This is a genomic window from Burkholderia sp. A9 (assembly GCF_000801975.1).
This window is the reverse complement of sequence record NZ_JSZN01000027.1, coordinates 67,761-94,322: the sequence shown is the minus strand read 5'-3', so window position 1 is coordinate 94,322 and position 26,562 is coordinate 67,761. Positions and strand designations below refer to the sequence as shown.

Annotated in this window: 30 protein-coding genes and 1 tRNA gene; 9 read left to right on the top strand and 22 right to left on the bottom strand. The window is 66.5% G+C overall.

Annotated features, from left to right (window positions below; genetic code table 11):
• The 5 genes from PI86_RS12790 to PI86_RS12775 form a co-directional block, all read right to left on the bottom strand.
• Positions 1–706 (bottom strand): ABC transporter ATP-binding protein (locus PI86_RS12790; RefSeq protein ID WP_235362754.1); only part of this gene is annotated, 706 nt, incomplete at its 3' end.
• Positions 707–958: 252 nt separating this feature from the next.
• The gene (locus tag PI86_RS17880; protein ID WP_268745913.1) at positions 959–1,093 is read right to left on the bottom strand and encodes a hypothetical protein; all 135 of its coding nucleotides are present in this window, start codon (positions 1,091–1,093) and stop codon (positions 959–961) included.
• A 257-nt stretch (positions 1,094–1,350) separates the two neighbouring features.
• Positions 1,351–1,797 (bottom strand): nucleoside deaminase, encoded by a 447-nt coding sequence (locus tag PI86_RS12785; RefSeq protein ID WP_235362753.1) that lies wholly within the window; start codon positions 1,795–1,797, stop codon positions 1,351–1,353.
• Positions 1,798–1,906: 109 nt separating this feature from the next.
• Positions 1,907–2,377 carry a cyanase gene (gene cynS, locus PI86_RS12780; protein ID WP_014900458.1) on the bottom strand — a complete coding sequence of 157 codons (471 nt, stop codon included), beginning with the start codon at positions 2,375–2,377 and terminating at the stop codon, positions 1,907–1,909.
• 30 nt (positions 2,378–2,407) lie between these two features.
• On the bottom strand, positions 2,408–3,067 hold the full coding sequence (locus PI86_RS12775) for a carbonic anhydrase (RefSeq protein ID WP_039322820.1): 660 nt from the start codon (positions 3,065–3,067) through the stop codon (positions 2,408–2,410).
• A gap of 113 nt (positions 3,068–3,180) precedes the next feature.
• Between PI86_RS12775 and cynR the strand changes: the two genes are divergently transcribed.
• The gene (cynR, locus tag PI86_RS12770) at positions 3,181–4,110 is read left to right on the top strand and encodes a transcriptional regulator CynR (RefSeq protein ID WP_039322817.1); all 930 of its coding nucleotides are present in this window, start codon (positions 3,181–3,183) and stop codon (positions 4,108–4,110) included.
• 23 nt (positions 4,111–4,133) lie between these two features.
• Positions 4,134–4,274 carry a hypothetical protein gene (locus PI86_RS17355; protein ID WP_161792368.1) on the top strand — a complete coding sequence of 47 codons (141 nt, stop codon included), beginning with the start codon at positions 4,134–4,136 and terminating at the stop codon, positions 4,272–4,274.
• Between the two features lie 28 nt (positions 4,275–4,302).
• On the opposite strand, the gene PI86_RS12765 is transcribed toward PI86_RS17355, so the two are convergent.
• Positions 4,303–4,503, bottom strand: coding sequence for a hypothetical protein (locus PI86_RS12765; RefSeq protein WP_014900461.1), 201 nt, complete (start codon positions 4,501–4,503; stop codon positions 4,303–4,305).
• A 30-nt stretch (positions 4,504–4,533) separates the two neighbouring features.
• Positions 4,534–5,853, bottom strand: a complete 1,320-nt coding sequence (locus tag PI86_RS12760; protein ID WP_039322813.1) for a DUF3422 family protein — start codon at positions 5,851–5,853, stop codon at positions 4,534–4,536.
• 161 nt (positions 5,854–6,014) lie between these two features.
• Here PI86_RS12760 and PI86_RS12755 point away from each other — a divergent pair, with 161 nt between their 5' ends.
• Entirely contained in the window at positions 6,015–6,890 is an 876-nt protein-coding gene (locus PI86_RS12755; RefSeq protein ID WP_014900463.1) for a LysR family transcriptional regulator, read from the top strand.
• A gap of 30 nt (positions 6,891–6,920) precedes the next feature.
• Here the strand turns inward: PI86_RS12755 and PI86_RS12750 are convergent, their stop codons facing one another.
• Positions 6,921–7,487 (bottom strand): hypothetical protein, encoded by a 567-nt coding sequence (locus PI86_RS12750; protein ID WP_039322809.1) that lies wholly within the window; start codon positions 7,485–7,487, stop codon positions 6,921–6,923.
• Positions 7,488–7,605: 118 nt separating this feature from the next.
• Positions 7,606–7,971, bottom strand: coding sequence for a hypothetical protein (locus PI86_RS12745; RefSeq protein ID WP_039322806.1), 366 nt, complete (start codon positions 7,969–7,971; stop codon positions 7,606–7,608).
• 317 nt (positions 7,972–8,288) lie between these two features.
• Between PI86_RS12745 and blaOXA the strand changes: the two genes are divergently transcribed.
• Together blaOXA and PI86_RS12735 are read left to right on the top strand one after the other, a co-directional pair.
• Positions 8,289–9,098 (top strand): OXA-1043 family class D beta-lactamase, encoded by an 810-nt coding sequence (gene blaOXA, locus PI86_RS12740; protein ID WP_235362752.1) that lies wholly within the window; start codon positions 8,289–8,291, stop codon positions 9,096–9,098.
• On the top strand, positions 9,095–10,234 hold the full coding sequence (locus tag PI86_RS12735) for an acyltransferase family protein (RefSeq protein WP_039322803.1): 1,140 nt from the start codon (positions 9,095–9,097) through the stop codon (positions 10,232–10,234). Before blaOXA ends, PI86_RS12735 begins: the two co-directional genes overlap by 4 nt.
• Positions 10,235–10,358: 124 nt before the next feature.
• On the opposite strand, the gene PI86_RS12730 is transcribed toward PI86_RS12735, so the two are convergent.
• From PI86_RS12730 to PI86_RS12710, 5 genes are all read right to left on the bottom strand, one after another.
• Positions 10,359–11,102 carry a hypothetical protein gene (locus PI86_RS12730; protein WP_039322800.1) on the bottom strand — a complete coding sequence of 248 codons (744 nt, stop codon included), beginning with the start codon at positions 11,100–11,102 and terminating at the stop codon, positions 10,359–10,361.
• A 33-nt stretch (positions 11,103–11,135) separates the two neighbouring features.
• A complete protein-coding gene (locus PI86_RS12725) occupies positions 11,136–12,527 on the bottom strand; it encodes an alkaline phosphatase (RefSeq protein WP_039322798.1) in 1,392 nt (463 codons plus the stop codon).
• Between the two features lie 32 nt (positions 12,528–12,559).
• Entirely contained in the window at positions 12,560–13,993 is a 1,434-nt protein-coding gene (locus PI86_RS12720) for an alkaline phosphatase (protein ID WP_039322842.1), read from the bottom strand.
• A gap of 154 nt (positions 13,994–14,147) precedes the next feature.
• Positions 14,148–14,738, bottom strand: a complete 591-nt coding sequence (locus PI86_RS12715; protein WP_014900471.1) for a class I SAM-dependent methyltransferase — start codon at positions 14,736–14,738, stop codon at positions 14,148–14,150.
• Between the two features lie 231 nt (positions 14,739–14,969).
• Entirely contained in the window at positions 14,970–15,953 is a 984-nt protein-coding gene (locus PI86_RS12710) for an aldo/keto reductase (RefSeq protein ID WP_039322795.1), read from the bottom strand.
• A 119-nt stretch (positions 15,954–16,072) separates the two neighbouring features.
• On the opposite strand from PI86_RS12710, the gene PI86_RS12705 reads away from it, so the two are divergent.
• Positions 16,073–16,990: a LysR family transcriptional regulator gene (locus PI86_RS12705; protein WP_039322792.1), complete on the top strand. Its 918-nt coding sequence runs from the start codon at positions 16,073–16,075 to the stop codon at positions 16,988–16,990.
• 47 nt (positions 16,991–17,037) lie between these two features.
• Positions 17,038–17,133: transfer RNA gene (locus PI86_RS17155), tRNA-Sec, on the top strand.
• A 62-nt stretch (positions 17,134–17,195) separates the two neighbouring features.
• Here PI86_RS17155 and PI86_RS12700 read toward each other — a convergent pair.
• The 3 genes from PI86_RS12700 to PI86_RS12690 form a co-directional block, all read right to left on the bottom strand.
• Positions 17,196–17,645: a hypothetical protein gene (locus tag PI86_RS12700; protein WP_014900475.1), complete on the bottom strand. Its 450-nt coding sequence runs from the start codon at positions 17,643–17,645 to the stop codon at positions 17,196–17,198.
• 149 nt (positions 17,646–17,794) lie between these two features.
• Positions 17,795–18,001 (bottom strand): hypothetical protein, encoded by a 207-nt coding sequence (locus PI86_RS12695; protein WP_014900476.1) that lies wholly within the window; start codon positions 17,999–18,001, stop codon positions 17,795–17,797.
• Positions 18,002–18,039: 38 nt separating this feature from the next.
• Complete coding sequence (locus PI86_RS12690) at positions 18,040–18,288, bottom strand: hypothetical protein (protein ID WP_014900477.1); 249 nt, start codon at positions 18,286–18,288, stop codon at positions 18,040–18,042.
• Between the two features lie 411 nt (positions 18,289–18,699).
• Between PI86_RS12690 and PI86_RS12685 the strand changes: the two genes are divergently transcribed.
• The gene (locus tag PI86_RS12685; protein WP_039322841.1) at positions 18,700–19,353 is read left to right on the top strand and encodes a TetR/AcrR family transcriptional regulator; all 654 of its coding nucleotides are present in this window, start codon (positions 18,700–18,702) and stop codon (positions 19,351–19,353) included.
• Between the two features lie 421 nt (positions 19,354–19,774).
• Here the strand turns inward: PI86_RS12685 and poxB are convergent, their stop codons facing one another.
• The gene (poxB, locus tag PI86_RS12680) at positions 19,775–21,496 is read right to left on the bottom strand and encodes a ubiquinone-dependent pyruvate dehydrogenase (RefSeq protein WP_039322787.1); all 1,722 of its coding nucleotides are present in this window, start codon (positions 21,494–21,496) and stop codon (positions 19,775–19,777) included.
• 276 nt (positions 21,497–21,772) lie between these two features.
• Positions 21,773–22,300 carry an Lrp/AsnC family transcriptional regulator gene (locus PI86_RS12675; protein ID WP_039322783.1) on the bottom strand — a complete coding sequence of 176 codons (528 nt, stop codon included), beginning with the start codon at positions 22,298–22,300 and terminating at the stop codon, positions 21,773–21,775.
• Positions 22,301–22,464: 164 nt separating this feature from the next.
• On the opposite strand from PI86_RS12675, the gene mdeB reads away from it, so the two are divergent.
• A complete protein-coding gene (mdeB, locus tag PI86_RS12670) occupies positions 22,465–25,191 on the top strand; it encodes an alpha-ketoglutarate dehydrogenase (protein ID WP_039322780.1) in 2,727 nt (908 codons plus the stop codon).
• A 60-nt stretch (positions 25,192–25,251) separates the two neighbouring features.
• On the opposite strand, the gene PI86_RS12665 is transcribed toward mdeB, so the two are convergent.
• The 3 genes from PI86_RS12665 to PI86_RS12655 form a co-directional block, all read right to left on the bottom strand.
• The gene (locus PI86_RS12665; RefSeq protein ID WP_039322776.1) at positions 25,252–25,725 is read right to left on the bottom strand and encodes an RES family NAD+ phosphorylase; all 474 of its coding nucleotides are present in this window, start codon (positions 25,723–25,725) and stop codon (positions 25,252–25,254) included.
• On the bottom strand, positions 25,722–26,225 hold the full coding sequence (locus tag PI86_RS12660; RefSeq protein WP_200885198.1) for an antitoxin Xre/MbcA/ParS toxin-binding domain-containing protein: 504 nt from the start codon (positions 26,223–26,225) through the stop codon (positions 25,722–25,724). Before PI86_RS12660 ends, PI86_RS12665 begins: the two co-directional genes overlap by 4 nt.
• A 110-nt stretch (positions 26,226–26,335) precedes the next feature.
• The gene (locus tag PI86_RS12655) at positions 26,336–26,545 is read right to left on the bottom strand and encodes a hypothetical protein (RefSeq protein ID WP_039322771.1); all 210 of its coding nucleotides are present in this window, start codon (positions 26,543–26,545) and stop codon (positions 26,336–26,338) included.
• Positions 26,546–26,562 lie beyond the last annotated feature (17 nt).

Sequence of the window (26,562 nt, the reverse complement as noted above, 5' to 3'; positions counted from 1 at the left end):
CCGAGAAGCGGCTGTTCGGGTATTCGTATACTTCGCCGGGCGTGCCGATCTGCACGATCTTGCCTTCGCTCATCACCGCGAGGCGGCTCGCCATCGTCATCGCCTCTTCCTGGTCGTGCGTGACCATCACGCAGGTCACGTCGACCTTCTCGATGATGTTCACGAGTTCGAGCTGGGTCTTCTGGCGGATCTTCTTGTCGAGCGCGGACATCGGCTCGTCGAGCAGCAGCAGCTTCGGGCGCTTGACCAGCGAGCGTGCGAGCGCGACGCGCTGCTGCTGGCCGCCGGACAGCTGATGCGGCTTGCGCTTCGCGTACTTGCTCATCTGCACCAGCGCGAGCGCGTCGGCCACGCGTTCCTTGATCTCGTGCTTCGGCGTGCCTTCCTGCTTCAGCCCGAACGCGACGTTCGACTCGACCGACATGTGCGGGAACAGCGCATACGACTGGAACATCATGTTGACCGGGCGCCGGTACGGCGGCAGCGAGGCAAGGTCCTCGCCGTCGACGAAGATCTTGCCGGAGGTGGCCGTCTCCAGCCCGGCGAGCATGCGCAGCAGCGTCGACTTGCCGCAGCCGGAGCTGCCGAGCAGCGCGAACAGCTCGTTCTTCGCGATCGTCAGGTTCACGTTGTCGACGGCGGTGCTGTCGCCGAATTTCTTCACGACGTTTTCGATGCGCACGAACGCGTCGTTCGGCTTGAGCATGTCGGTCGTCGCCGCGCGACGCACTGCATCAGGTGTACTGAATGAATCCCGTTTCATGATGGTCCGTTTTGAGCAAGGTAAGCGAATGTCGGGCGTCAGGCTCGACCGCCGGCCGGCGCGGCACGCGTCCGGCAGGCGGCCTGCGGCGCGACCAGGCGTACGGTCGCGCGGTGCCGGCGGAGAGGGATCGAGCGATTCCTCGTCCGGATCGAGTCGCGCAAGGAAGCAGGTATCGGGGGCAACGTGCGACGATCAGCGGCGACGGCATCCGGCCGTCGCGTGCAACCGCGCCAACCCATTGCGCACGGCGATCGGCAGCGGCCGGTCGGGCACGTCGCCGGCATCATCCGCCGCGCTGGCTGTCATAATGATTTCATCGGTTTTCATCGGGCTTTCCGCACGTTTCTGTCGTCTCCAGTGCGAATTTTTAAACCCGTCAAAAACTTTTTGGATCGCGGATTTCCGTTCCGGACATTGAACGGAGTCGATGTTTGGCAGGGTGGGAAAACGGGGAACAGGGGGGACGCCCGCGCGGCAACGCACGGGCGGACGCCCGGCCGGCACGATGGCCGCCAGGCGGAGCGGAAGGTGGGGAAAACGAGCAGTCGCGACGGCTGCGTCACGCGGCTTGCATCACTTCGCGTTCAGTTCCTTCCAGCGCCGATAGACGCGAATCGCGTCGCTGTGCTTCTACTGGACCATCGGCAGGCGCCGCTCCTCGATCGGCTTCGCATATTCGGCATAGAACGTGTCCAGCTCGAAGTACTTGCGGTCGTCACGATAGAACGGCGCATCGTCGTGATGTAGATCACGCGCTTCGGGCTGCGGTAGTACAGCAATCCGAGGCACATCGGGCACGGGCTCGCGAGGATGCAGATCTCGCAGTCGATCAGGTGCTCGGTGCCGAGCTTGCGGCACGCGTCGCGCACCGCGAGGATCTCCGCGTGCGCGGTCGGGTCGCTGGTCTGCGCGACGAGGTTCGGGCTTTCCGCGACGATCTCGCCGTCGCGGACGATCACCGTCGCGAACGGGTGGCCGCCCTCTTCCACGTTTTTCATCGCGAGATCGATCGTGCGTGTCACACAATCCATGACCGCGTCCTCGTTGAAACGGATGGGCGAAACCGTGCGCCGCCGGCGGCCGGCGCACGTCGGGCGGAGCCGCACCGCGCAACCTGGCGGCGGCGGCGCGGCAACCGCATCAGAACGGTTTGGTCGGCAGGTACTTGCCGTCGAGCGTGATCACCGCGCGCGACCCGCCCTCGGGATCGTCGACCTTCTTCACGTCGAGCCGGAAATTGATCGCGCTGATGATGCCGTCGCCGAACTTCTCGTGGACGAGCGCCTTCAGCGTCGTGCCGTACACCTGCAGCATTTCGTAGAAACGGTAGATGGTCGGATCGGTCGGCACGCGATCGTCGATGCTGCCGCGCAACGGAATGGTCTGCAGCAGCAGCACCGCGTCGTCATCGAGGCCGAGCTTGTCGGCGACGCTGCGCGCCGCGTCGGCCGGCAGCGCATGCTGGCCGAGCAGCGCGGCGGTGACGAACGCCTCGCTCAGGCCGGTTCCTTCGGTAAGCTGCGCGAACGACAGGTTCTTGCGCGCCTTCGCGAGCACGACGGTTTCGGCAAGCGCATGGCGCGCGGTCTGGCTGTGCTGGGACTGGATCATGGCAATACCTCGTAGGTGGGCAGAAAGGTTTCAGGCTGCGGCAGACAGCGCCGCGGGCGTGGCACAAACGCCGGGATGCTCGGCAAGGGAAACGAACCGGCCGGTCGCACCGTCGTAGGCGTCGATCGACCCCGACTCGATGTCATAAACCCAGCCGTGCAGCACGAGGCGGCCCTCTTCGCGGGCGAGCCGCACCGCCGGATGCGTCTTCAGGTTGGCGAGCTGCGCGATCACGTTCTCGCGCACCATCGAGTCGATTCGCTCGCGCTCGCTGCGATGCGTGCGCGCCTCGTTCACGACGCGCGCCGAATCGGCATAGCGCAGCCAGTGGCCGACGGCCGGCATGTGATCCATGCACTTGCACGTCGCGATCGCGGTCATCGCGCCGCAATCGGAATGGCCGCAGATCACGACGTCCGTCACGCGCAGCGCGGTCACCGCGTATTCGACCGACGCCGACACGCCGCCCGGCTCCGAGCCGTACGACGGCACGATGTTGCCGGCATTGCGGATCACGAACAGGTCGCCCGGTTCGCGCTGCGTGACGAGTTCCGGCACGAGCCGGCTGTCCGAGCACGAGATGAACAGCGCCCGCGGGTTCTGCCGGCGCGCGAGATCGTGGAACAGCGCGGCGCGCTCCGGATAGGCTTCGCGCTGGAACTTCAAAAATCCGTCGATGATGTCCTTCATCGCGTGTCCTCCGGTGCGTGCGAGATCGATGAAGGGCAGGTTACGCCCGACTTCCAATAACGTAAAAGATTGATTTATGATCTATCGCATAAGCACGACTTATAGGAACGGACATGCTGCTGCGCCATATCAACTACTTCCTGGCCGTTGCCGAGCATCGCAGCTTCACGCGCGCCGCGGCCGCGCTGCACGTGTCGCAACCCGCGCTGTCGCAGCAGATCCGCCAGCTCGAGGACACGCTCGGCGCGCAGCTGTTCGACCGGACCGGCCGTGCCACGCGGCTGACCGACGCGGGCGACGTGTATTTCCGCTATGCGCGGCAGGCGCTGCACGATCTCGCGGAAGGCCGGCGCGCGATTCATGACGTGCAGGACCTCAGCCGCGGCTCGTTGCGTATCGCGGTCACACCGACCTTCACGAGCTATCTCGTCGGGCCGCTGGTCGATGCGTTCCACGGCCGCTATCCGGACGTGTCGCTGTCGGTGCGCGAGATGTCGCAGGAACGCATCGAGGCGGAGCTCGTCGACGACGAGCTCGACGTCGGCATCGCGTTCGAGGACGTGCAGACCGCCGATATCGAAGTGCAGACGCTGCTGGTCGAAACGCTCGCGCTCGTCGTGAGCCGCCGGCATACGTTCGCGAACAAGCGCACGGCCGGCCAGCGCGCGCTACGCGACGCGACGCTCGTGATGCTCACGGCCGAATTCGCGACACGCGGCCAGATCGACCGCTATTTCCGCGAGCACGACGTGCAGCCGCGCGTGCTGATGGAGGCCAACTCGATCGGCGCGGTGATCGAGATCGTGCGCCGCACGAATCTCGCGACGTTGCTGCCCGCGACGATCGCCGCCGAGCATGAGGACCTCGTCGCCGTCGCGCTCGATCCGGCGGTGCTGCGGCGTACCGCAGTGTTGTTGCAGCGCAAGGGGGCTTACCGCAGTGCTGCGGCGCGCGCGTTCGTCGAGCTGGCGCTCGCGCACGGGGCGGGAAAATCGAAGGGGGAAGGCGATGCGCGCACGCCACGCAAAAAGACGCCCGGCTGAATGCCGACGGGCGGAATGAAGGGGTGAGCACAGCACATGCAACCGCGACCGGATTCAGCGGCGGGCACGCCGACGCAGGCATGAATCAAGCCGCGGTCGCACAGGACGCACGAACCGTCCCGCGCGAGCGCCCGATCGTCGAAGCGACCGGCGTGCCCGCGTGACGTTGAATCGACGCGGAACAACCGCGCGTCAGTTGTACCCGAGAATCGCCACTGCCGCGACATCCGGCCGATCGATCGTGCTGCCGACGAGCGACGTCATCGGCTCCTGCAGCACGGCCTGATACGACGTCACGCGCTGCTCTTCCGGTGCGCCCGTGTCGTCCCACACCGGCTCGTCGAATGCGTCGAGGCCACTGAAAAACCCGGGTTGCGTTTGCGAAAAAGTCATCTCCACTCCTTTTGATAGGTCATCGATGTTCTAATTTGCCTGCTTCAACGCCGCCGCCGGCACGGGTGCGCCGTCATGCGCGGCCTCCGAGCGCGCGAGCTGCGCGCGCGTGCGCCGCGTGATGTGAATCACCGCGAACACGACCGGCGCGATCAGCAGGCCTTCCGCCAGTTCGGGATCGACCGGCAGGTTCATCACGTGCAGCGCCTTGAACGCCGCGGTCGCGAGCGACAGCACGTAGTACGAAATGGCCGCCACCGACAGCCCTTCCACCGCGTGCTGCAGATGAAGCTGATTGCGCGCGGTGCGTTCCATGCCCGCCAGCAAGCGCGTCACGTCCTTTTCCTGCGCGAGATTTACGCGCGTGCGCAGCAGATCGACCGCACGGGCGATGCGCGCGGCGATCTGCTCGTGACGCGCCCACACGCTGCGGCAGGTTTCCATCGCCGGCGCGAAGCGCCGCTCCATGAATTCCGCGATCGTCGGCATGCCTTCGATGCGCTCCTCGCGCAGTTCGTGGATGCGCGCCAGCACGAGCTTCTCGTACGCACGCGACGCGCTGAAGCGGCCGCCGGACCCCGACAGCGCTTCGACCCGCACCGCGAGATGCGTGAGCTTCACGAGCAATGCCGCGTCGTCGCCGTCGGCGCCGCTCGCATCCATCCGCTGCATCAGCGCATGCAGAGCCGCGTGAATCTCGTCGAGCTCGCGGCTCATCCGCCGCGCGACCGGCAACGCGAGCAGCGCCATCATCCGGTACGTTTCGATTTCATAGAGCCGCTGCAGCAGGCGGCCGCCCTGCTCCTCGCGGAAATCCTCGTCGACGACGAGAAAGCGCATGAAGCCGTCGTCGCGCACATGCCAGTCGCAGAACACCTTGCCGCCGCCGAGCACGTTGCTGCCGACGAGCACGGGCCCGTCGATCCAGCGGCGCAGGTCGCCGCACACGAGCCGCGCGGCATCACCCGACAGCAACTCCATGCGCACCGCAACGAAGCGGATGCCGGCGAGCCGCGCGAACCACTCGGCCGGGATGCCTTCGATCGCGAGATCGTCGAAATAGCTGGTGTCGCGGCGCGGCGCGACGAACGTGAAGGTCGAGAATTCGGTGTGGCGTTCCCACTTCAGGTGCCAGCCGGACGGCGACTGCACCGCGTAGTGCGTCGCGCCCTCCTGCGGCGCGGCAATGCCGGTGTCGCGGCACAGCGCGTGCAGCAGCGTTTCGTGGAGGTCGGACTGGCCGTCCGCATAGATCGCGTAGTGGGTGAGCGACACGGCTTCGGCGAGCCGCAGGAACGGCCGGGCATGCAATTCCGCGGCCAGTGCGGCGCGCAACGGATGATCCATCATCGGTACACCACTCTTCCCTGTTCGACGCTGCGTGCCGGGCAGGCCGGCGAGATGGCCGCACCGCATCGCACGATGCGGCACGCTCGATGCCACTATGGCAGACACACATCGACAATAAAAACGCATAATGCTGATCGTTACCTTCAGTTTTCCTGATACCGATGAAGATGCTCGATCACGACGTGCTGGCCACCGTCGTCGCCGTCGCGGAAACCGGCAACATGACCCGCGCCGCCGAGGCCGTGAACCGCTCGCAGTCGGCCGTGAGCATGCAGATCAAGAGCCTCGAGGACGCGATCGGCCGGCCGCTGTTCGTGCGCAAGCCGCGCAGCATCGTGCTGACCCGCGAAGGCGAGGTCTTGCTGGGATTCGCCAGACGAATGCTGGCGCTGCGCGACGAGGCGTGGGCGGCCGTGGTGCGGCCGGAAGTGACCGGCAAGGTCGTGATCGGCGTGCCGGACGACTATGCGTCGTCGCTGCTGCCGTCGGTGCTGAAGAAGTTCTCGGCCACCTATCCGAAGGTCGAGATCCAGGTGATCGGGCTGCCGAGCAGTGCGCTCGCGCCGCTGCTGAAGGACGGCACCGTCGATCTCGTGTGCGGCACGCGCATCAAGGGGTTGTCCGGCGACTTCATCCGCCACGAGCCGATGGCTTGGGCCGCAATGACGAACGGGCCGCGCGTGTGGGAGGAACGGCCGCTGCCGATCGCGGTGTTCATGCCGGGCAGCGTTGCGCGCGAAAACGCAATCCGCAGCCTCGAACGCGCGAAGCTGCCGTTCCGCACGTCCTATGAAAGCCCGAGCCTGCTCGGCCTGCTCAGCATGGTCGAGGCCGGGCTCGCGGTCGCGCCGCTCGCGCGCTGCGCGATTCCCGCGCAGCTGTCGATGCTCGGCCGCTCGCACGGGCTGCCCGATTTGCCGCCGCTCGAGCTGATCCTCGCGCGCAGCACGAAATCGAAGCGCCCGCCGTGCGACTTTCTCGCGGAACAACTGATGGAAGACCTGCAGCGGCAAACCGGCCAGACCAGCGACGCCTGAGCGGCGGCCAGGCGTGCGCCGCCGGCACCGTCACGAACCGCCGGGCCGCGGCTGGCCGGCCACGAGCAAGGCCGCGTTGACGATGGCCGCCACCGTGTCGACGAGCGCTTCCAGCGTGTCGCCGTGCAAGTGCCGCCCGGCCGGCGGGATGCATTCGTGGCGCCTGCCGCCCCACTGCGACCCGGCCGTCGCCGACAGCGTCGCGCCGAACCGGTTGCCATGCCGCCGGCCGAAGATGCCGACGCGCTGTTCGCCCATATAAGCCTGCTCGGGAAGGAACAGCCGGATCTCGACCGCGACCTGGTCGGGGTCGCCGGCACGCGTGTTCGCATCGACCGACGGCGCGAACGCCTTCGCGATGCGCAGCGTCACGTGCGAATCCCATGCGGCCAGCGGGCCGCCGGCCGCGTCGACGCGCTCGATGTCGACCGACCACTGATGGCGATCCGGCAACCGGATCGCCTGGCGCAGCAGCACATCTGCCGCGCGAACCGTCATCAACAACTGCCGGGCAAGCTGTGGGCCCGACGGCAGCGTCACCCCGCGCGCGCGGCCGCTTGCCGGACGCGCGGTGCGCACTTCTTCCGTGCGATACATCGATCCTCCCTGTCGAGGGTCGGCGCCGCGTACGACGCGACGCACGAACGTCCGCCGCAGCCGGCCGGCGGACAGCACGGCGACCGGTGAAACGGCTGCCGCGGGAACTCAAGAGCAATCAGCGTGCCGCGGCCGAACGGGCCTGCGGGCCGACGCGCAGCCGGCGGGCGACCGGGCCGATCACCGCGTCGGCCTGCTGCGCGATCAGCATGTGCAGCGTGAAGTCGAGATCCGCCGCCGCGATGTCGAATTGCACGTGGATCACGTCGCGCACGGTGCGCGCGCTGACCACATAGACGCCGAGCGGAGAATGCAGCAGCGCCGCGAGCCGGGCATGCGCGAGCGCGAGGGAGTCGGCCGTCAGCGTGACGGGCAGCTGCAGGCGCGGGCGCGGCGGCGACAAGGGTGTGACGTTGCGGCATGCGCCGTCACGGCGTTGACGACCGGCGACGTCGAACCCGGGTACGGGATGGATGAAGGTCATGGCGCGGACGGGAGCCGTCCCGGCTGTTGGACACATCCGCAGCTTAGAAGCCCCGGCATAAATGCCGTGCAAAAAAACGGCATGGCGGTGCAAAAAACGGCAGGCCGGGCGGCCGGCACGTCCTCGCCGGGTTGCGCTGCGGTCCCCCCGTCAACGATGACAGGTCAACCGCCGGCGATCCGCCGATACACTATGTGCCACCTCGACGTCCGGCATCCGCGATGCGGGACGTCGCTTTCATTGCGCGCACGATCCGCCACGTCTGCGGCGGCCCGCCTGCCATGCGCGCATTCCGCCCCGATCCGATGGAGTCTCGCTTGAACAACTGGCGCCGCACGCTGTTCGCCTTCGCCGCCGGCCTGCTGGCCGCCGCATCCGCGCATGCCCACCCCGTCTGCACCGTCGTCGCCGATGCCGCGACCGGCCAGATGCTCGTACAGCAAGGCGACTGCGCAACGCGCGTGACGTCGGCATCGACGTTCAAGGTCGCGATCAGCCTGATGGGCTTCGACGCCGGCGTGCTGAAGGACGAGCACACGCCGACGCTCGACTTCCACGCCGGCTACCCCGATTGGGGCGGCGCGCCGTGGCGCGAGCCGACCGACCCGGCGCGCTGGATGAAGCTGTCGATCTTCTGGTATTCGGAACAGGTCGCGCAGGCGCTCGGGCCGGCACGCTTCCAGCAATACACGAGCGCGTTCGGCTACGGCAACGCCGACGTCACCAGCAAGCAGGGCGAGCTGAGCGGCGTGATGGGCGCGTGGGCCAACTCGTCGCTGCAGATCTCGCCGCTCGAGCAGGTCGCGTTCATGCGCAAGATCGTGCAGCGGACGCTGCCCGCCAGCACGCACGCGTACGACATGACCGCGCGCATCACGCGGCTCGACGCACAACCGGGCGGCTGGACCGTGCACGGCAAGACGGGCACCGGCTCGCCGGGCTTCAAGTACGACGGCGCGCACGCATACGGCTGGTTCGTCGGCTGGGCGACCAAGGGACCGCGCACGCTCGTGTTCGCCAACCTGATCCAGGACGACCACCAGCAACAGCCGGGCGCGGGCATGCGTTCGCGCGACGCATTCCTCGCAGCGCTGCCGGCGCTCGCGGAACCGGGCCGGCCGCAATGACCGCCGGGCCGCGCAATGCGCGGATCGACGTGCTGCGCGGCGTGTCGATCCTGCTCGTGCTGCTGCATCACTTCAACATCCCGTATTCGCTGCGCGACACGTCCGTCGCGCGCATGTTCGGCTGGGATGCGGTGCATGCGGTCGTCCGCAACGGCAACTACGGCGTGACGATGTTCTTCGTGATCTCGGGCTACCTGATCACGTCGAATGCGCGGCGCCGCCGGGGCAGCCTCGGCGCGCTCGACGTGCGCGCGTTCTACGTGTCGCGCATCGCGCGCATCGTCCCGTGCCTGCTCCTGCTGCTCGCGCTCGTCAACGGACTGGCCGCGGCCGGCGTGCCGATCTTCGCGAACCACGCGCCGCAAGGCATCGCCGTGTCGTTCTGGCTCGTCAACCTCGCGTCGCTGACGTTCTGGATGAACGTGCTGATCGGCGCGTACGGATGGGTCAACTACGCGCTCGGCGTGCTGTGGTCGCTGTCGGTCGAGGAGGTGTTCTACCTGTCGTTTCCGTTGCTGTGCATCGCACTGCGCCGCGACACGCGGCTGTTCGCATTCTGGCTGGTGATGGTCGCGATCGGCCCCGTGTACCGCTTCACCCATGCGGGCGACGAAGGCGGATTCCTGTACGCGTATTTCGCGTGCTTCGACGGGATCGCGATCGGCTGCTGCACCGCGTTGCTGGCCGGGCGCGCACGCTGGCAGGTGCTCGCGGCAGCGCCCGTGCAATGGCTGACGGCGATCGCGATGGCCGCGTTCTATCTCGCATGGCCGATCGCGCAAAGCCACGTCGTCGGCGTATCCGCGATGGCGCTCGGCACCGCCGTGCTGCTGATCGGTGCGCATGCCAACGGCGAGCGCGCAGCGGGCCGCGTGCTCGCGCCGCTGCGCTGGAGCGGCCGGTTCAGCTACGAGCTGTACCTGTTCCACCTGATCGCGCTCGGCGCGCTGCGCACGCTGTGGCCGCCGTCCACCACGCACGGCGACGGCAAGCTCGCGCTGCTGGTCGCGTACCTGATGCTGTCCGCCGGATTGAGCGCGATCATCGCGCGCGGCTACGCGACGCCGCTCGACCGCCTCGTCAAGCGGGTTGCGTCGCGACCTGCGGCGCGTGAGACGGACGGCGCGCGCGTCTAGCGCGTCATCGGCCATCCATGCCGCGTGGCGGCGGAACAGAAAAACCGGCCACGGCCCGGCCGTATCGCACGACGCTTCGCACGATCCGGCCGGCCTGACCGCAAGGCCCGCTTACGAATGTCGATCAGTCCAGATAGTCCGCGTATTCCTTGCGCGAATAGCTGGCGAGCGTCTGCCACGGCAACGCGTCCCGCCGCGCGGCCGGTGCCGGCGTCAACGTCAGCTTGCGCACGATGCGGCCGTCGGCACTGCGGTATTCGACCGACAGCGGTGCCTGCAGCCGGTCGCTCCACAGGATCCGGTTCACGCCGCGCGCGCCGGGCGTATCCACGGCCTGCTCGTACCAGACAGTGCCGGGCGCGTCGCCGCGCTTCGCGACCGCGAGCCGCTTCAGCTGCGACGGCGGCGTCACGTAGTACGCGTTGTCCCACGACCCGTCGAAGCCCGTGGTTTCGTACTCGGCCGGCGGCACGCTGACGACCGTCCGGTTCGCCGCATCCACGAACTCGATGCGCGCCGTCTTGCCGTCCCAGGTGACGTGCCGCGCAGCCGCCTGAAAGTTGAAGTGCTTGTGGCCCGCGTGCGCGGCAGCCGGCTGCACGCCGGCGCGCCGGCCCGCGTCGTGGTCATGATCGTGGTCGTGATCGTCGTCATGCGCGCCGCCCGCCGCCGCGGCGGGCCGCACGCGCTCGACCCACACATGCCCGTCGCGCCGTACCATCCGTTCGCGATACAGCGTGGTACGCGTCACGCCGTCGGCCGTCACCGTACGGCTTTCGTGCACCAGTACGGCGTCGAGATCCGCCGCCGCGAAGGCGGGCAGTGCGGCCAATCCGCAGGCGAGCGCACAGAGAAACTGGCGTTTCATCGAAGGTTCCCGTTCATCGTCAAGTCGCCGGGCTCAGAAACCGAACGCCGAGCGCACGAGACCGAACACCTTCGTGTTGTCGATCGTGCCCTTGAACGCCTTCGCGTCCGCGCCGTCGGCAAACAGCATCACGTCGCCGCCGCCGTGCGTCTCCGAACCCGCGCTGCCCATCCGCACGCCGACTTCCTGCAGATACGCTTCGTTCATCGCGGTGGCCGAATCGACCGACGCGCGCACGTTCGGCCGGTTCGCGCCGTTGCCGAACACCAGCGTCGTGTAGGTATTGCCGTCGGCATCCTTGCTCGGCTGGCCGTCGCGATAGTTGCGGCTGATGTCGAGAATCGGATTGCCGCGCTTCGAATAGCCGTTGATCGTCATCGTGTGGTCGTGGTCGGCCGTCACGACGATCAGCGTATTCGACAGGTCGACCTTCGACAGCGCGACGCGGATCGCTTCGTCGAATGCCGCCGTGTCCTCGAGCGCGCGCTTCGCGTTGGTGCCGTGCAGCGCGTGATCGATCCGGCCGCCTTCGACCATCAGGAAATAGCCGTTCGAATTCTTCGACAGCACGTCGATCGCCTTCGACGTCATGTCGGCGAGGCTCGGCTGCGACGGCCCTTCACCCTTGCCCGCCACGCGGTCGAGTTCGTACTCGAGATGGCTCGTCGAACTGAACAGGCCGACCAGCTTGCCGTTGCCGGCCTGCGCGAGCTGGTCCTTGTTCGCCACCACCGTGTAGCCCTTCGTCTTCATCTCGACGAGCAGGTTGCGCCCGTCCGCGCGACCGCGCTTGTTGGTCACCGGATCGAACGGCGTCCAGTGATTGCGGCCGCCGCCCATCAGCACGTCGACGCCGTCGCCGAGTGCCGTGTTGTAGCCGGCGCCGCCCGGCGCAGCCTGCGCGGCGATGTCGTACTGCGCATCGCGATGGCAGATGTGCGAATAGGTCGCGGCCGGCGTCGCGTGCGTGAGTTCGGTCGTCGTGATCGCGCCGACCGCCTTGCCGCGCGACTTCGCCAGCTCCAGCAGCGTCGCGACCGGCTGGCCGTTGCCCGGCGCGCAGTGGTTGACGGTCTTGTTGCCGTTGACGTCGCTGCCCGGCGCGACCGCGCGCGTGTCGGACGACATCGACAGCACTTCGTTGTTCATCTTCACACCGGTCATGTACGCGGCCATCGACGGCGCGCTGTCGGTCGTCTGCGCGTCGTTCGAGAAGGTCTTGACGCGCGCGGTGCGGGCCAGCTTCTCCATCGTCAGTTGTCCCGACTCACCGACCTTGTAGATCCGGCTCGCCGTCACGGTCGTCGGCCCCATGCCGTCGCCGAGAAAGAAAATCACGTTCTTCGCCTGGCCGGCGGCCTGCGCCGGGCTGCATGCGAAACCCACGGCGGCCAGCGCCGCCGCGATGCACTTGATGGTCGACATCCTGTATTCCCCTGTACCCGTGTTGTCGGCGCTCAAAGCTGCACCGCGTTGCGCACCAGCTCGAAGACCTTGTTATTCTCGATCACGCCGTGGAATGCATCGGCGCCGCGACCGATCGCCCCGAGGAACACATCGGTACCGCCGTGCGTCTCGCTGCCCTTGTCCATCCGCACGACCGCTTCCTGGCGATAGTCGTCGGCGCCCGTCACCGCGTCGTTCAGCGCGGTGCCCGCACGGCTGCCCTGCACGCGGTTCTCGCCGTTGCCGAAGCCGATGATCGTGTACGGCGCGCCGTCCGCGTCCTTCGCGATCGCGCCCGTCTGGTAGCTGCGCAGCACGCCCAGCACGCCGGGCTTGCCCGCTTCGGTCTTGCCGGTGCGCGCCGCATAGCCGTTCAGCACCAGCGTGTGGTCGTGATCGGCCGTGACGACGATCAGTGTGTTCTTCAGGTCGGGATCGGTCTTGCGCACCTTGTCGAGCGTCGCCTTGATCGCGTTGTCGAACGCGACCGTGTCCTGCAGCGCGCGCTTCGCATTGGTGTCGTGCAGCGCGTGATCGATCCGGCCGCCCTCGACCATCAGGAAATAGCCGTTCGGATTGTTCTGCAGCACGTCGAGCGCGCGGGTCGCCATGTCGGACAGGCTCGGCTCCCTGGTCGCGCCGCGATCGAGGTCGTAGCTCATGTGGCTCGACGCGAACAGGCCGACCAGCTTGCCGCTCTTCGTCGCATCCGCGGCCAGCAGGTCGTCGCGGTTCCGAGCGAACGCGTAACCCTTCGCCTTCAGCTCGTTGACGAGGTTGCGCCCGTCGGTGCGCTTGCCGCCGCCGTCCTTCGGCACGAAGAATTGCGTACCGCCGCCGAGCACGACGTCGACGCCGTCGCCCAGCGCGCCGTTGTAGCCCGCGCCGCCCGGCACGAGCTGCGCGGCGATGTCGTTCTCCGCGTCGCGATGGCACACGTGCGCATAGGTGGCGGCGGGCGTCGCGTGCGTGACGCGCGTGGTCGTCACGACACCGGTGGCCATCCCCTTCGCCTTCGCGATCTCGAGCAGCGTCGACACCGACTTGCCGTTGTTCGCGCCGCAGTTGCCGGTGAGACCAGCGCTCGGCTCGATCGCCTTCGTGTCGGGCGACATCGAAATCACTTCGTTGTTGGTCTTGACGCCGGTCATGTACGCCGACATCGACGGCGCGCTGTCCGTCACCTGCGCGTCGTTCGAATAGGTCTTCACGAACGCGGATTCGGGCAGCGTATCGATCGTGAGCGCGCCGTCTTCACCGACTGCATAGATGCGCGCGGCCGTCATCGTCGTCATCCCCATCCCGTCGCCGAGGAAAAAGATCACGTTGCGCGCCGCCGCCTTCACGGGCGCGGGCGTCGAGCCAGTCGGGCCGTCGTCGCTGCCGCATCCGGCCAGCGCAAAGGCGCCGGCACACAGCAGCGCCACCATTTTGATTCGATTCATGTTGCCGATTCCCCCCGCCATTGATGCTTTCGAAATGAAAGGCGATGGTAGAAATCCGATGTGACGACAATATGAATGGAAAATGGAAGGATCGGTATGACTTATGAAAGGATGTGGCGCGGCATCGTGCCCGGGTGCCCTGCGCGCGACGGCGTCAATCCGCGTGTTCGGCGGTGGCGTTGCGCACGGTCACGATGCGCGCAGGCGGAATATTTGCCCAGACGATCCGGCTGCCGCAGGCAACAAATGCCGAATCGCCGAGCGGATGGCGGCCGGGCGGGCGCAAGTCGTAGGTGAACTGGATCATCACGCCGTCGGCCGACAGCACGCGATGACATTGATCGACGATCGCCGCCACGTCCTGGCGCGGCAGCGTGCGCAGCGGCAGGCACGACACGATCGCGTCGACGTGCGCGTCGGGCGGCAGCAGCCGCTCGAGCTGCCGCGCGTCGCCCGACACGATCGAGATGCCCGGAAAGCGTCGTCGCAGGTGCTGCACGAACGCCGGCGAGCGTTCGACCACGACGAGGCGCCGTGGCGCGACACCGCGCTCGAGCAACGCCGCGGTGATCGCGCCGGTTCCGCCGCCGAGCTCGACGACCAATCCGTCGCCGTCCGGCACCGCGTCGGCCATTTCGCGCGCCAGATGCCGCGAACTCGGGCACAACGCACCCACCGCGGCCGGACGGCCGACCCACTCGCGCACGAACAGTGCCGAGACACGCCACGCGTTAGGCCAGATCATTCGCCGGCCTTACGCGGTTGCGCCGTCGGCTGCGACCTGCCGATGATTGCGTTGAACAGGACTACGGCGACACGGGGCTTTTGCATGCGTATCCTCCTGGACGAATCGGTCCGCCGCAGGAAGAGCGACGATCAAATCGATTCTAGGAAACGCAAACTTAAGGCGACGTGAAGATTGTCCCTAGTACCCCGCGTCGCGCCGCTGTGCGTCCAGGCCGCCGCCGGACCCCGATCAGCGATCGATGCGCTGCTGGAAGTGCGCCGGATAACGCTCGCCGACGATCCGGATCTGCTGCAGCGCCGTCTCGATCGCGGCGAGATCGTCGGCCGTCAGCACGACGGCGGCCGCCCCCACGTTCTCGTCGAGCCGATGCAGCTTGGTCGTGCCCGGAATCGGCACGATCCACGGCTTGCGGGCCAGCAGCCACGCCAGCGCGATCTGTGCGCGCGTCGCGCCCTTGTCGGTCGCGATCCGGCCGAGCAGATCGACGAGGCCCGCGTTGGCCGCGCGGTTTTCCTCTGAGAAACGCGGCACGACATTGCGGAAATCGTTCTCGGCGAATGTCGTGTTCGCGTCGATCGCGCCGGTCAGGAAGCCTTTCCCGAGCGGGCTGAACGGCACGAAGCCGATGCCGAGTTCCTCGAGCGTCGGCAGGATCCGCGCCTCCGGCTCGCGCCACCACAGCGAGTACTCGCTCTGCAGCGCGGCGACCGGCTGCACGGCGTGCGCGCGGCGAATCGTCTGCTCACCGGCTTCCGACAGGCCGAAGTGCGCGACCTTGCCTGCGCCAATCAGATCCTTGACGGTGCCGGCCACGTCCTCGATCGGCACGTTCGGATCGACGCGATGCTGGTAGAACAAATCGATGCGATCGACCTTCAGCCGCTTGAGCGCCGCGTCGGCCACTTCGCGGATATGCGACGGCCGGCTGTCGACGCCCTTCATCGCCTCGCCGTTTTCGAAACCGAACTTGGTGGCGATCACCACCTGATCGCGAAACGGTGCGACCGCCTCGCCGACCAGTTCCTCGTTGACGAACGGGCCGTACGCTTCGGCCGTATCGAAGAAGGTGACGCCGCGCTCGAATGCGGCGCGAATCAGCGCGATGCCGCTCGCCTTGTCGGTGGCCGGGCCGTAGCCGTAGCTCAAACCCATGCAGCCGAGCCCGATTGCCGAGACTTCGAGGCCGCTCATTCCGAGTTTGCGTGTTTGCATGAAGCTCTCCTGCTGAAGATGGATGACGATCGACGGATGCCGTGGAAGCCAGTGTAGGTTGATGGATTCCCCTCAACAATCCGCGTACCATTTCATGCGTTATTGAGGAAATTTCATCAATGCTACGCACCGGCCTCGGCGAACTGACGACCTTCATCACGATCGCGGAGCAGCGCAGCTTCAGCGGCGCGGCCCGCCTCCTCGGCGTGTCGCCGTCGGCGCTGAGCCATGCGATCCGTCATCTCGAGGCGCGGCTCGGCGTGCGGCTGTTCAACCGGACGACGCGTTCCGTCGCGCTGACGGAGGCCGGCGAACAGTTGCTGCTGCGCGTGCGGCCCGCGGTGGCCGATCTCGAGGATGCGATGAACGACGCCGCGACGGCCCGCAACCGGCCGTCGGGCCAGATCCGGATCAGCGCGTCGGAAGCGGCGTCGCGCCCGCTGATCCTGCAGGTGCTTCCGGCCTTCGCCGCACGCTATCCGGACATTCACGTCGAATTCGTCGTCGATTCACGGCTGATCGACATCGTCGAGCACGGTTTCGACGCCGGCATCCGCGTACACGAAGACGTCCCGCGCGACATGATCGCCGTGCGCTTCGGTGCGCCGGTGCGCTTCATCGCGGTGGCGTCGCCCGGCTACCTGTCGCGGCACGCGACGCCCGAGAGCCCGCAGGACCTCACGCGGCACGCGTGCATCCGCTACCGCTTCGAAAGCGGCACGCTGTATCGCTGGGACCTGATGCGCGACGGCAAGCGCGTGACCGTCGACGTCGACGGGCCGCTGACGCTCGGCAACCAGAACCTGATGGTCGACGCCGCGCTCGCCGGCATCGGGATCGCCTGGATCACCGAATCGCGCGTCGCCGGGCACGTGGCCGCCGGACGACTCGTGCGCGTGCTGCCGGCGTGGGGCCAGGACTTCGGCGCCCTGTGCCTCTACTACCCGGCGAACCGGCATCCGCCGGCCGCGCTGCGGCTGTTCGTGGAAGCCGTACGCGAGTGGACGGCAGCCGGAGGCGACGCGTTGCCCGGCTGACCGATCGCGAGCGCGGCCAGGAACGGCGACGGACGGCCGCGCCCTGCGCAAGCGCCGTTAGTTGCCTGTCCAGCCTGGCCTTCAAATCCGGTTGGGGATAACGGACACGCCCGGGCAGGTTCGACTCCTGCCGCCTTCCGCCAAAAGGCGTTCAAGCGAGACCGACCTTCGAAATGACGTACCGAAAGTCGGCGACGCTTGCGCGTCACGATCCGCCGCAGAAAATGGCCGTCAGCAAGAGGGGGACGACCTGGTGAATGACCGCGCTGCTGCCTGCCTGGCGCGCTTGTGCTTCGACTGAATCGGCGGCGCCGATTACGACCGCGCCATACGCCGAGTCCGTAATGGGCTGGCCCTCTCCGCGTTTGAACAGTGCATCACCGCGCTCATACCCGAGGACGGCATAGACGCGAAATCCAAATGCCGTCAAGTTGCTACCGTGCACCGGTCGAAATGCGTTGACTGAGTTCGCTTCGACGCGCATCGGTTTCGGATCGATATACCGATCCTTTAGCAGCGGGGCGATGAACGCATGTGCGTTCGAGCGACAGTCGAGTTGCGGATCGAGTTCGTACGCGTAGGACGAGATCGGCAGCAAGGCGGAGGCGAGCGCGGCAAGCATCGCTGCCCAGGCATGGATTGCAGAAACCTTCATCAGCCTCTCCGCTATATCAAGCGTGTTCCCCAGTGTGGATGAACACCATCCGGCACCAGCATGCCATGTCCCCGTTCCAGTTGCATGGCAAGCGCAAGATGAGTATTCCGGGTCCGAACGAGGACTTCCTTGGCACGCTGGCCAACCATTCAGGATGGCGAAGACTCCGCGCATAATTCGTTCCTGACTCGAGGCTCATCGGCCCCGTCGGCATTCGCCAATGCCGATTCCATTGCCTGCACGAAACGCTGAAATGCATCCAGGGTTCCATGGACACTTCGGTACTCGGTGCGACCGATTTTGCCATCAAGAACAACCAGCATGCCGGCATCCGCCGCCAATTTCAGGATGTTCATTGCGCCCTCCGCAGGTTGCCTGACTATCGACCCATCACTCACGCCGCAAGCAGGTAAGCACGCATCGCCGGCGTGCTCGCCTTTGCCGGGAACACGTTCCACGTGCCGTCTTCGTGCCGGAAAAAGACGATGGTCAACCCTCCGTCCGCCTGCACCGCGCCGATGCGTACGTAGCGCCTTCGATCCGTTCGTGTACGACTGAATTCCATCACGCGTACCGTCGCCACCGCAGACAGGCCAAACCACTTGCCAACCAGCGTTCGCAAGCACTTCTCGCCGGAACCCATCTCGCTCTCCCCTGACTGCCGCGCAACCATCATGCCTCGCCACGTCGTGGCCCGAACAATTCATCGGTTACCCTACCGTCAAATATAGGTTAGATAACCTATATGTAAACCTGAAAATCCCGATGCCCGGGTAAACGATGTCGACCGCGACAGCCTTTATCCATAGGATGTTTGGCGTGTGAGCGGCTGGGAAAAACCGGTTGCTCAACCTATACTCAAGTACGGTTGGATAACCTATTACGCCATGCGATTCCGGAAGCAGCCGGCGCACCCGCGCAGCGGCAAAGCGCGCTGTCCAGGAGATGCAGCAGTGCAATGCTGATTGTTGGGCCGCCGGGCAAGCGCGCCCCCACGGTCCGCTCGACTTTGCGCTGAACAGCGATGCAGTCAGCGCCTCAGAACGGAGTGCACGTGAAAAAACTGACCCTCACTTCCGCAGCGATATTTGATCCGCAAACCACTGCACCGGTGCGGCGGCGTGGCAATCGGGAGAGCCGGGTGCCCGAGATCATCGATGTATCGATTGGCGTGCTGATTGCCGCGGGGTACGCAGGGTACACGATCAACCGCGTGGCCAACGATGCGGGCATTCGTCTGAGCACGCTGCAGCACTATTTTTCAACCCGGGAAGCGCTGTTACGCGCCACGATCGAGGAGATTGCAAGACGGTACTTCGAACGCTTTCGAGGGTTTGCCGAAAACAGGAACCGCTCCCCGCAGGCGCGGCTCGAATCGATCATCGACGACGCTTTCGCCGACTTTGTCAAACCGGGATTGTCGGCAGGCGTCATCGAAAGTTGGGGATTGGCGCAACATGAGCCATTCGCGCGCGATGCCATCGTGGACGTACAGAAGCAGTTCACGAGGCTCTTTGCACTGCTTGTCGGCGAAATCAATCCGGAACTGTCAATGGAGGAACGGGAATTGCGTGGCGCCTTGATCGTGTCCAGTTGCCAAGGCCTCGTTATTTTCCTCCGCTGGAACGAAGGCGATGCCGCGCATTTGCATGCATTCCGCAAAGCCGTCAAGGCCGTATGGAACGGTATCGGCATGGCTGGCGAATGACGTTGGCGAGAGCGTGCCACAATCGGGAAGAATGTTTTCGTCAGGTATCCATATCTTACGACATGATTTCCCGCTCAGTTCTGTCCATCGAAAGATGCCGCCCGACGCTAGCCCGATGCATTTGCCGTAACCGGTGCCGATCGTCTTGAACGTCGAGATGCGACAAGGCGTGAATTCGCCATGCAAAACCGCAACCCTGACCTGCGCCATGCAGCGTGCGCCTGCATCCGGGAGAAGTGCATAACCCACCTCTGCTTTTTGCGACGACTGATACCTGATGATGACCTGCGGCGGAATTCCGTGACCCATCAGGCAGTGAGTCTCGCGTCGATATCATCGGAATCCAGCCAGGCCCGACGAACCGTGGCCGGAGGTTGATAGCGAGCGGTCGCGGGCCCCTCACCCGCGCCGCCCGGCCGCCTCACCGCAGGTTGGTCCGTGCCAGCTCGACGATCTCGTCGCCCCGCCCGCTCAGGATCGCGCGCAGCATGAACAGGCTGAAGCCCTTCGCATGCGCGATCTCGATCTTCGGCGGCATCGCCAGTTCGTATTTCGACGTGACGACGTCGACGACCGCCGGTCCGTCGTGCGCGAACGCGGTGCGCAGCGCGTGCTCGACGTTCTCCGAATGTTCGACGCGCAGGCTGAAGATGCCCGCGCCCTTCGCGATCGCCGCGAAGTCGGTCGGGCTCAGGTCGACGTTCGTGTCGAGATAGCCGGCCGCCTTCAGCTCCATCGACACGAAGCCGAGCAGGCTGTTGTTGTACACGACGATCTTGATCGGCAGGTTGAGCTGGCGTGCGGTCAACAGATCGCCGAGCAGCATCGACAGCCCGCCGTCGCCGGACAGCGACACGACCTGCCGCCCCGGATGCGCGCCCTGCGCGCCGAGCGCCTGCGGCATCGCGTTCGCCATCGAGCCGTGATTGAACGAACCGTGCAGCTGGCGCTTGCCGTTCATCGTCAGGTAGCGTGCGGCCCACAGCGTCGGCGTGCCGACATCGGCCGTGAAGATCGCGTCGTCGGCCGCAACTTCGTCGACGATCTTCGTCAGGTATTGCGGATGGATCGCGCGCCCCGGCGGCTCGGCCACCGCGAGATCGTCGAGCCCTTTGCGCGCGGCCGCGTAGTGCTTCAGCGCGTTCTCGAGGAAGCGCCGCTGCGTCTTGCGCGTCAGGCGAGGCAGCAGCGCCGCGATCGTTTCCTTCACGGTGCCGACGAGCCCGAGCGCGAGCGGTGCGCGATGGCCGAGCTGCGAGCCTTTCCAGTCGATCTGCGCGACCTTCGCGTTCGACGGATAGAACGGCCGGTACGGGAAATCCGTGCCGAGCATCAGCAGCGTGTCGCACGATTCCATCGCGTGATAGCCCGAGCTGAAGCCGATCAGCCCCGTCATCCCGACGTCGAACGGATTGTCCCATTCGACGAACTGCTTGCCGCGCAGCGCATGCACGACCGGCGCCCCGAGCGTGTCGGCCAGCGCGACCACTTCGTCGTGCGCGCCCTGCGTGCCGCTGCCGCACAGCAGCGTGACCGCGTCCGATCCGTTGAGCAGCGCCGCGAGCCGGTCGAGATCGGCGTCCGCCGGCAGGATCGACGGCGGCGCCGAATCGCTCCATGCCGGCGCTTCTTCCGGACCGTCGCCGAGCGCGATGTCGCCGGGCAGCACGATCACCGCGACGCCGCGCTGGTCGATCGCGGTGCGCATCGCGCGCGCGAGCACGCGCGGGAACTGCGACGCGTTCGTCACGAGTTCGGCGAAGTGGCTGCACTCGCGGAAGAGTTCCTGCGGATGGGTTTCCTGGAAATAGCCGAGGCCGATCTCGGTCGACGGAATGTGCGCGGCGATCGCGAGCACCGGCTGGTGATTGCGGTGGCAGTCGTACAGCCCGTTGATCAGGTGCAGGTTGCCGGGGCCGCAGCTGCCCGCGCACACCGCGAGCCGTCCGGTCGACGCGGCATCCGCGCCCGCGGCGAACGCCGCGCTTTCCTCGTGCCGCGTATGCATCCAGCGGATCGAGCCGATCTGGCTCAGGCTGAACGACAAGCCGTTCAGGCTGTCGCCCGTCACGCCCCAGATGCGCTCGATGCCCGCTGCCGCCAGCGTCTTCGCCAGGTATTCCGCCATCGTCTGTCTTGCCATGTTGCCCTCGTTCGTTGATGGATGGAGACACGCATGAACCTGCCTGGCGGAGGCCGACACCGCCGACACGACGAGCATACCCGCGTGGCCCGCGCCGCGTCGCCACGATGCAGACGCGCCGACTGCCCTATGAACCTCACGCGTGAGATTCGTTCGATCCGTTCCGGCGACGCAAGACGTCTGTCACCGCTCAGTCATCCATCCGTAATCGAACCGACAGGCGCGCAAGCAAGGCTGAACGACGGGCCTGCAAACAAGGCTGGCCGGGCGGCGCGCTCAACTCCAGTCGGATGCCGCCTCGTCCGGATCGACGAGCGTCAACCCCGCCGCCGGCAGCGGCAGCGCCGTCTTGTAGCGCACCTGCTTCAGCGCGAAGCTGGACCGGATGTTCGACACGCCGGGAATCGTCGTCAGCCGCTCGATGATGAAGCGCTCGAGCGTGCGCATGTCGGGCATCACGACGCGCAGCAAATAGTCGGCGTCGCCCGACATCAGGTAGCACTCCATCACCTCGGGCCGCTGCGAGATCGCTTCCTCGAAACGCTGCAGCGCATCCTCGACCTGCTTCTCGAGGCTGACCTGGATGAACACGTTGATCCGCAGCCCGAGCGGCTCGGGGTCGAGCAGCGTGACCTGCTGGCGGAATAGCCCGAGCTTCTCCAGCGCGCGCACGCGGTTGAAGCACGGCGTGGCCGACAGGTTCACCGCGCGCGCGAGTTCCGCGTTCGTGATCCGCGCGTTCTGCTGCAGCTGGTTCAGGATGCCGATGTCGATGCGGTCGAGCCGCCGCGGGTTTGAACTCATGGTCGAAATATTCCGGAAGAGTGGCCACAACCGGAATATTTACACTATCGGCGCGCGAAATCCCAATGAAATCAGACGCATATTTTGCGGATCGGCGGGTAGCATGATCCGACCGATTGCCACTGATTGCGCGCCGCCTCGAACCGGCGCGCGGGAGACCTGCGATGACGGACCTGTCGAACGGTATCGATGCCACGCGGCGCGCGGGCGCAGCTCACGCCGACGCCGACCCTGAAGAAACCGCCGAATGGCTGGAGGCGCTCGACGCCGTCGTCGCGCACGTCGGCAAGGCGCGCGCGCAGTACCTGCTCGGCCGGCTCGCCGCGCATGCGCACATCCGCGGGCTCGCGGCGCCGCGCGGCCCCGTCACGCCGTACGTGAACACGATCGCCGCGCACGAACAGCCGCCCTACCCGGGCGACGCCGAGCTCGAGGAGCGGCTGTCCGCCGCGCTGCGCTGGAACGCGCTCGCGATGGTCGTGCGCGCGAACCGGGCGTACGGCGAGCTCGGCGGCCACATCGCGAGCTATGCGTCGGCGTCCGACCTGTTCGAGGTCGGCTTCAACCATTTCTTCCGCGCGGCGCCGGCCGACGCGGGCAATGAAAGCGGCGCGGGCGGCGATCTCGTGTACTTCCAGCCGCATTCGTCGCCGGGTGTCTATGCACGTGCGTATCTCGAAGGCTTTCTCGGCGAAGACCATCTCACGCACTATCGCCGTGAAATCGCCGGGCCCGGGCTGTGTTCGTATCCGCATCCGTGGCTGATGCCGGACTTCTGGCAGTTCCCGACTGGCTCGATGGGCATCGGCCCGATCAACGCGATCTACCAGGCGCGCTTCATGCGCTACCTGCAGCATCGCGGGCTCGCGAACACCGCCGGCCGCACGGTGTGGGGCTTCTTCGGCGACGGTGAAATGGACGAGCCGGAATCGCTCGGCGCGCTGTCGCTCGCCGCACGCGAGGGGCTCGACAACCTCGTGTTCGTGATCAATTGCAACCTGCAGCGGCTCGACGGCCCGGTGCGCGGCAACGGCCGCGTGATCGACGAGCTGGAGGCGCTGTTCGCCGGCGCCGGCTGGAACACGATCAAGGTGCTGTGGGGTTCCGACTGGGATCCGCTGTTCGCACGCGATCACGCGGGCGCGCTCGCCCGCGCGTTCGCCGATACCGTCGACGGCCAGTTCCAGACCTTCTCCGCGAACGACGGCGCGTACAACCGCGCGCGCTTCTTCAGCCAGGACCCGGCGCTCGAGGCGCTCGCCGCGCAGCTCACCGACGCGGAAATCGACCGCCTGCGCCGCGGCGGCCACGACGCACGCAAGCTGCACGCCGCGTATGCGCGTGCGCTCGCCCATCGCGGCCAGCCGACCGTGATCCTCGCGAAGACGATGAAGGGTTACGGCATGGGCGCGGCCGGCCAGGGGCGGATGACGACCCACCAGCAGAAGAAGCTCGACGTCGACGACCTGAAGGCGTTCCGCGACCGCTTCCGGTTGCCGCTGTCGGACGGCGACGTCGAGCAGTTGAAGTTTTACAAGCCAGCGGAAGACAGCCCGGAAATGCGTTACCTGCATGACCGCCGGGCTGCCCTGGGAGGCTATCTGCCCAGAAGGCGGATGGCGGCATCGAAGGGGCTGACCGTCCCTTCGATGCCGGCCTGGGGTGCGTTCGCGCTGGAGGCGGCCGGCCGCGAGATGTCGACGACGATGGCGCTCGTGCGCATGCTCGCCGCGTTGATCAAGGATCGCGACCTCGGCCCGCGCGTCGTGCCGATCGTGGCCGACGAAGCGCGCACGTTCGGCATGGCGAGCCTGTTCCGGCAGGTCGGCATCTACTCGCCGCTCGGCCAGCGCTACGAGCCGGAGGACCTCGGCTCGATGCTCTACTACCGCGAGGACACGCGCGGCCAGATCCTCGAGGAAGGGATTTCGGAAGCGGGCGCGGTGTCGTCGTGGATCGCCGCCGCGACGTCGTACAGCGTGCACGACCTGCCGATGCTGCCGTTCTACATCTACTACTCGATGTTCGGTTTCCAGCGCATCGGCGACCTGATCTGGGCGGCTGCCGACCAGCGCTCGCGCGGCTTTCTCGTCGGCGCGACGTCGGGCCGCACGACACTCGGCGGCGAAGGGTTGCAGCATCAGGACGGCAGCAGCCATCTCGCCGCGTCGACGATTCCGAACTGCCGCGCGTACGACCCGGCGTTCGCATACGAAGTCGCGACGATCGTCGACGCCGGCATGCGCGAAATGGTCGAGCAGCAGCGCGACGTGTTCTATTACGTGACCGTCATGAACGAGAACTATGCGCAGCCGTCGATGCCCGACGACGATCCGGCCGCACGACGCGAAGGCATCCTGAAGGGCATGCATCGGCTGCCGTCCGCGTCGAACGCGACCGCGCGCGTGCAGTTGCTCGGCGCGGGCGCGATTCTCGGCGAAGTGCTCGCCGCGCAGCGGATGCTGAAGGACGACTGGGGGATCGATGCGGCCGTCTGGAGCATCACGAGCTTCAGCGAACTGCAGCGCGACGGGATGGAAGCCGAGCGGCTGTCGCGGCTCGGCGACGGTTCGGCATCGTCGTATGTCACGCGGATGCTTGAAGGAACACACGGCCCGGTGATTGCCGCGACCGACTACGTGCGTGCGGTGCCAGAGCTGATCCGCGCCTACGTGCCGCGCCGCTACGTGACGCTCGGCACCGACGGGTTCGGCCGCAGCGACACGCGCGACGCACTGCGCGCGTTCTTCGAAGTCGATCGCGCAAGCATCGTGCTCGCCGCGCTGAAGGCGCTGGCCGACGACGGGGAACTCGATGCGACTATCGTGCGCGACGCACGCGAGCGTCTCGGCAAGACCTCGCATCCCGGCGTCGCGCCATGGCAGCGCTGATCGGGCGACGCGACCGAGCAGCAGCCGACGATGATTGGTCGACCAAAACAATACGGCCGACTAGCCAAACAGGCGAGGATCCAGCGCGAACGTTTCCTTGCTGATCACTTTCACACTTGACGCAAAATCCGCATGCAGCGGGTTCAGCAGCAAATTGAAGTCGGTCGGGCAGACGACGGACGGTACGCGCATCGCCAACTGCTCGCCCGCTTCAAGCCAGACCTGCCCGATCCGGGCGGTCGACTCCGGATCCTGCGCCAGTACCGCCCAATCGTCCGGCAGGTCCGGCTGATACGCGTGGTCATGCACGGTATCGGGCACGTCCAGCGTCACTAAAGAAAATCCGCCAGCGGGAAGCAAGCCGGACATATGGACGAGCGCCTCGAGCAACGACGTCGACGCATGGCAGCAGGTGTACAGCACCCGCATGCCGCGAGGATTCCAGCGGCCGCCTGCGATCGCCGCACCGTTCCCGCTCAGGTCGTCGGCCAGGTAGCGCCCCTTTCGTTCTTTCGCGAGACGATACAACCTCACGCGCCGACCCCGAACTGGGCACGGTTCAGAATGTCGCGCACCCGGTCGTAGCCGGGCTGTACGTCGAGCACTTCGAGCGGCTTCAAGCCGTCGAGCTCCGCGTTCGCCCGGTTCATCCACGCCGCCGCGCGTTCGCCGTCCTCAAACAGATCGGTGGCGAGACCCAGTACATAGAGAACGCGCGCAACACGATCGGACTCGCCATGCGACAACCGGTCGTGTTTGGCGATTTTCCGCAGAATGGTCGAGCTGGGCAGGCTCAGCGCGCTCAAGAGGGACTGAACCGGCACGCCGAGCAACTCGCGCGCGACGCGCTCGATGATGACCGCGTCGAAACCCTCCGCAATCGCGCGGCGCTGCGACATCGGCGCCATCCGGTCAAAGGCGTCGAAATCGCCCTTGGCGGCACCCAGACCGTTCGAGCTACTCGCCTGCGCCGCGCCGCGGGGCGCGGCAGCCCGCTTGGCAGGCTGACGGGCCGCAGGGGTGGTTGCTGCCATGGCGACTCCCAAATGGGTCAATTAGAATTCTCATTGTATACACTCAATCGGGAATTTTCAATCGACCAAACGGCATATCCGTAACCAACGGGAATCGACGGCGCTCCGCGCTACACCGGCAACGCATGCGTCGACAGAATCTCCTTGAGCACCATGACGACGGCGGGGAACTCGATGCGGCGGTGCTGCACACCGCACGCGAACGGCTCGGCAAGACGGTGCGGCAGCAGCCGGGCGCGGCGCCGTGGCAACGCTGAGCGCACCATGTAGCGCACATTTTCGAGATGGTGGGCGAAGACGAATAGGTAGAATAAGTCCATTCATCAGGAGAATTGCC

Coding starts and splice junctions, on each gene's coding strand:
- PI86_RS12755 (WP_014900463.1), top strand. CDS start 6,015: ATGAAGATGCTCGATCACGACGTGCTGGCCACCGTCGTCGCCGTCGCG.
- cynS (WP_014900458.1), bottom strand. CDS start 2,377: ATGATCCAGTCCCAGCACAGCCAGACCGCGCGCCATGCGCTTGCCGAA.
- PI86_RS12705 (WP_039322792.1), top strand. CDS start 16,073: ATGCTACGCACCGGCCTCGGCGAACTGACGACCTTCATCACGATCGCG.
- PI86_RS17880 (WP_268745913.1), bottom strand. CDS start 1,093: ATGAAAACCGATGAAATCATTATGACAGCCAGCGCGGCGGATGATGCC.
- PI86_RS12655 (WP_039322771.1), bottom strand. CDS start 26,545: ATGGACTTATTCTACCTATTCGTCTTCGCCCACCATCTCGAAAATGTG.
- cynR (WP_039322817.1), top strand. CDS start 3,181: ATGCTGCTGCGCCATATCAACTACTTCCTGGCCGTTGCCGAGCATCGC.
- poxB (WP_039322787.1), bottom strand. CDS start 21,496: ATGGCAAGACAGACGATGGCGGAATACCTGGCGAAGACGCTGGCGGCA.
- PI86_RS12785 (WP_235362753.1), bottom strand. CDS start 1,797: ATGGATTGTGTGACACGCACGATCGATCTCGCGATGAAAAACGTGGAA.
- PI86_RS12735 (WP_039322803.1), top strand. CDS start 9,095: ATGACCGCCGGGCCGCGCAATGCGCGGATCGACGTGCTGCGCGGCGTG.
- PI86_RS12715 (WP_014900471.1), bottom strand. CDS start 14,738: ATGATCTGGCCTAACGCGTGGCGTGTCTCGGCACTGTTCGTGCGCGAG.
- PI86_RS12700 (WP_014900475.1), bottom strand. CDS start 17,645: ATGAAGGTTTCTGCAATCCATGCCTGGGCAGCGATGCTTGCCGCGCTC.
- PI86_RS12710 (WP_039322795.1), bottom strand. CDS start 15,953: ATGCAAACACGCAAACTCGGAATGAGCGGCCTCGAAGTCTCGGCAATC.
- PI86_RS12775 (WP_039322820.1), bottom strand. CDS start 3,067: ATGAAGGACATCATCGACGGATTTTTGAAGTTCCAGCGCGAAGCCTAT.
- PI86_RS12760 (WP_039322813.1), bottom strand. CDS start 5,853: ATGATGGATCATCCGTTGCGCGCCGCACTGGCCGCGGAATTGCATGCC.
- PI86_RS12730 (WP_039322800.1), bottom strand. CDS start 11,102: ATGAAACGCCAGTTTCTCTGTGCGCTCGCCTGCGGATTGGCCGCACTG.
- PI86_RS12725 (WP_039322798.1), bottom strand. CDS start 12,527: ATGTCGACCATCAAGTGCATCGCGGCGGCGCTGGCCGCCGTGGGTTTC.
- mdeB (WP_039322780.1), top strand. CDS start 22,465: ATGACGGACCTGTCGAACGGTATCGATGCCACGCGGCGCGCGGGCGCA.
- PI86_RS12750 (WP_039322809.1), bottom strand. CDS start 7,487: ATGTATCGCACGGAAGAAGTGCGCACCGCGCGTCCGGCAAGCGGCCGC.
- PI86_RS12765 (WP_014900461.1), bottom strand. CDS start 4,503: ATGACTTTTTCGCAAACGCAACCCGGGTTTTTCAGTGGCCTCGACGCA.
- PI86_RS12660 (WP_200885198.1), bottom strand. CDS start 26,225: ATGGCAGCAACCACCCCTGCGGCCCGTCAGCCTGCCAAGCGGGCTGCC.
- PI86_RS12720 (WP_039322842.1), bottom strand. CDS start 13,993: ATGAATCGAATCAAAATGGTGGCGCTGCTGTGTGCCGGCGCCTTTGCG.
- PI86_RS12675 (WP_039322783.1), bottom strand. CDS start 22,300: ATGAGTTCAAACCCGCGGCGGCTCGACCGCATCGACATCGGCATCCTG.
- PI86_RS12690 (WP_014900477.1), bottom strand. CDS start 18,288: ATGGGTTCCGGCGAGAAGTGCTTGCGAACGCTGGTTGGCAAGTGGTTT.
- PI86_RS12745 (WP_039322806.1), bottom strand. CDS start 7,971: ATGACCTTCATCCATCCCGTACCCGGGTTCGACGTCGCCGGTCGTCAA.
- PI86_RS12695 (WP_014900476.1), bottom strand. CDS start 18,001: ATGAACATCCTGAAATTGGCGGCGGATGCCGGCATGCTGGTTGTTCTT.